Origin of the sequence: Bradyrhizobium sp. (genome assembly GCF_035652035.1) — a bacterium.
Taxonomy (GTDB): domain Bacteria; phylum Pseudomonadota; class Alphaproteobacteria; order Rhizobiales; family Xanthobacteraceae; genus Bradyrhizobium.
On record NZ_DASREO010000011.1, the window covers coordinates 1 to 3,622 of the forward strand.

Below are 3,622 nucleotides of genomic sequence, written 5' to 3' on the forward strand. Positions count from 1 at the left end.
TGCGGCTCGGCTTCATTGACCCCAGTCCGGTCGTAAAACCGGTGACTCCCTACAGATCGGCATGGTGTTTTTGCGCGCGTCGCGCAAGTTCGACGAGTCTTTGGCTTCTGAGAATGCCGATAAAGTCTGAAGCCGAAATTCGGCTCTTGGTCAGATTCCGGCGAGCGTTCGCTAGGGAGCCGACCGCTATATCCGGGACGTCATCGTAGAGACGGGATAGAAAAGCATCCGGCGTCTCTCGCTGCAAGTCAAACCTCTTTAGCTCCTTCACCGGGAAGTGGCGCAAGTTCCATGTTATGATTAAAGAGGCACGCGCAGTGATTGCGGCGGCTACCACATGACGGTCATTAGGATCGGGCAGGTTCACCGTCGCAACATGGCGCTCGTAAGCATCGACCATCGCCGTTGGCAGTGCCTCGTTCATCAGCCGGCGCGTTGTCTGCAAGCGTTCCAATGGAATTGCCGGTGCGCTGGCCACCAAGTTCTGGATCCATTCGTTATGGATCGCGTTCGTCCAGCGCGCATCGATGAGTCGGTCTACGGCGGCTTGGACAACGATGTTCCTGAGATGGAAAGGATAGAGGATGCAGGCGTCTAGAACGGCGACCGAGGGCTTAAACGCCATAGCGCTGCCTGAGATCCTCGGCGTCCTCAGTGAGCGCTTCCATCGCCGCTAGCTGCGCATCCATTTTTGTCTTCAGCGCCAGCACATCTCGTAATTTCGTGCGGCGATGCTTGCCGACATAGCGGAACGGCAGATCGCCAACGTCCATGCGGTGCACCACGAGCGGGCGGGAGATGCCCAGAATCTCTGCCGCGTCGTTCGGGCTGAGTTCCTGGTCTTCGGCGAGGACAGCCACGCGTTCACCCTGAAGAAGGTGCCCAAGAGCCGCCTCAAGCAGGACTGCGGCCTTCGGTGGGAGCTTTAGGACTTGGTCCTCGCCAGAGCGGCGCCGGACCCGAACCTCCACCTGATCGCCCTTCCCAAGCTTGCCAAGGCGCTTGGCCTTTTTTCGATCCTGGTCCGAGAGCTCAACGAATTGCAGCAGATGGGTCGTCATGGTCTGCTCCTTTTGCAAGCCCAATATAAGATAGGCCCTCTCTAACTGCAATATCTGAAAAATAGCCGAACCTGTTGAGGCGTATGCGCCTCGGCCCAAGGTGCCAGCAACGCCCTGCCGCCTTGCGCGCCCGGGACAACCGTCGGTGCGCTGCCGCAATTTCTGCTTATTGTTTGCGCATACGGCCATAAAGTTGCGCGCATGCTTGAAAATTGCGCGTACATGTGGCTAAATTGCGCATATAAGTGCGTGCGCAAGAAAGAGAGGCGACGTGGTACGGCGCATCCTGGAAGAGGAATTGCAGGCGATGGAGGAAGCCGTGCGCCGCCGCCCTGGCGGGGCGACGGCGCAGCAGATTGCCGATTCGCTGCAAGAGCCGCCGCCGCGCCGCACGCTGCAATATCGCCTCAAATACCTCGTCGATCATCGCCGCCTGGTCATGGAAGGCGAGGGCCGCTGGGCGCGCTACCGGCTGCAAGTCCAGGTCGGGATCGGCGCGGCTGCAGGGCGCGCCGAGGCGGGGGCGGAAGGCGAAGCCGTCCTGCCGCTCTCGAAGCCCGGCACTGAGATTGAGGCGTATGTTCGCAAGCCACCGGAGGCGCGCAAGCCGGTCGGCTATAACCGCGCGTTCCTCGATGCGTACCGCCCCAACGAAACCTTCTATCTGACGGCGGCGGAGCGCGCGCACCTGCGCAACGTCGGCACGCCGGCGATCGCCCCGCAGCCCGCCGGCACCTACGCGAAGCAGATACTGAACAGGCTGCTGATCGACCTGTCCTGGAATTCGAGCCGCCTTGAGGGGAACACCTACTCGCTGCTCGACACCAAGCGCCTCATCGATCTTGGCGAGGAGGCGGAAGGGAAGGAGCGCCTCGAGGCGCAGATGATCCTCAACCACAAGGACGCGATCGAATTCCTAGTCGGCACCGCAGAGGAGATCGGCTTCAACCGCTACACCATCCTCAATCTCCACGCGCTGCTCGCAAACAACCTGCTCGCGGACCCCGACGCGGCGGGCAGACTCCGCCGCATCGGCGTCGCCATCGAGCGGTCCTCCTTCCATCCGCTCGAAGTGCCGCAGCTCATCGAAGAGTGTTTCGACCAGATCCTCGCAACAGCCGCAGCCATTACCGATCCTTTCGAGCAGGCGTTCTTCGTCATGGTGCAGCTCCCGTATTTGCAGCCGTTCGACGACGTGAACAAACGGGTGTCACGCCTCTCCGCGAACATCCCTCTGATCAAAAGCAATCTCTCGCCGCTCTCCTTCGAGGGCGTGCCGCGCGGCACCTATACCCACGCGGTGCTCGGGGTCTATGAACTCGACAAGACCGAGTTGCTGCGCGACGTGTTTATCTGGGCTTATGAACGGTCCGCCGCGCGCTATGCCGCCGTCAGGCAATCGCTCGGCGAACCCGATCCGTTCAGGCTGCGGCATCGGGCGGCGCTGCGTGAAGTGGTCGGCGCGGTCGTTCGCGGGCGGATGGACAAGAAGCAGGCCGCAAAGCACGTCACCACGTGGACCAGCGAGCACATCGATGCGGCGGAGCGCGAACGCTTTCGCGAAACAGCGGAGAGCGAGCTTCTCGGCCTGCATGAGGGGAATTTCGCGCGCTACCAGATCAGGCCGTCCGAGTTCGCCGCGTGGCGGGAGGTTTGGGGGTAAGTCTCGCTCCTGCCTGCTGGGCAACAGGGCGGTCGAGAAGCGGTTCGCGGCCGAGCATTTTCGGCGACGAAGACGATCATGCCTTCACACCGTTAGATGGTACTAAGCGAGAAACTTGACGTGCGAGCCGATGGCGAATGATTGCTGATCGTGCTAAAGCGATGACGGTATTTCTCACGCTGGCGTGCAACGCGTTGCGTGATCGACGAAGCGAAGAATCGACCAATCGTTGTCGATAGTCGCTGAAACCTCGTTGAAGCGGAATCGCGCGATTTTCTGTTGAAAATCAGCACGAGAAATTTTTGTCGGTTCGCAGTTCGGATCGCGACGCGCAATCGAAAAAAATTGCGCTGAAAAATCAGCGCATTAACATAGCCAAAAATAGATGAGTGGGAGTGAGGGTACGGCAATCTGCTCTCGCTCGCGTACTTGAGCGTGATTGAGCCTCCGTCGCTCAGGTTGCGCTCCGTGCCGCGCTGCTCGCTGGCGTGACGGCAAGCAACGCATATCCGGCTGTCCAATCCGTGCGATCGTGCCGTGCAGGCCTCTCGCGGTGTCCGTCGTCGATGCCGGCGAGACGGAGCTGACGATCCGCTCCGATAACCGAGGCTTGCCTCCGGTCCACGCCCCCCGCCGCCCGGCGCCGGCGCTACCGCCCTTGGCGGCGCAGGAAATCGATGAACACCGCCGCCAAGAGGCCCTCCTTGGCCTCCCAGTCCTCGAGGGCGACGTCGAGGTCCATGCGGTCCTCGGTCAGCACCTCGCGGTATTCGCTGTTCGGCATCAGCCGGTGCGCGACCTGGCCGGGGGTGCGCGGATGCACCCGGTCGTTGCCGGGCACGATGCAGGCCGGCATCGTCAGCGCCCGCAGCTCGGCCGGGCCGAGGCCGATCACCGC

General features: G+C 61.7%; 4 protein-coding genes. 1 reads left to right on the top strand and 3 read right to left on the bottom strand.

Going from position 1 to position 3,622, the window contains the following annotated elements:
* Positions 1-49: 49 nt before the first annotated feature.
* Positions 50-625 (bottom strand): PIN domain-containing protein, encoded by a 576-nt coding sequence (locus tag VFB05_RS03485; RefSeq protein ID WP_325008823.1) that lies wholly within the window; start codon positions 623-625, stop codon positions 50-52.
* Positions 615-1,061: a DNA-binding protein gene (locus VFB05_RS03490; RefSeq protein ID WP_325008825.1), complete on the bottom strand. Its 447-nt coding sequence runs from the start codon at positions 1,059-1,061 to the stop codon at positions 615-617. Before VFB05_RS03490 ends, VFB05_RS03485 begins: the two co-directional genes overlap by 11 nt.
* Before the next feature lie 271 nt (positions 1,062-1,332).
* Between VFB05_RS03490 and VFB05_RS03495 the strand changes: the two genes are divergently transcribed.
* Complete coding sequence (locus VFB05_RS03495) at positions 1,333-2,724, top strand: Fic family protein (RefSeq protein ID WP_325008827.1); 1,392 nt, start codon at positions 1,333-1,335, stop codon at positions 2,722-2,724.
* A 649-nt stretch (positions 2,725-3,373) separates the two neighbouring features.
* Here the strand turns inward: VFB05_RS03495 and VFB05_RS03500 are convergent.
* The coding region (locus VFB05_RS03500; RefSeq protein WP_325008829.1) for a hypothetical protein at positions 3,374-3,622 on the bottom strand (249 nt) is incomplete at its 5' end.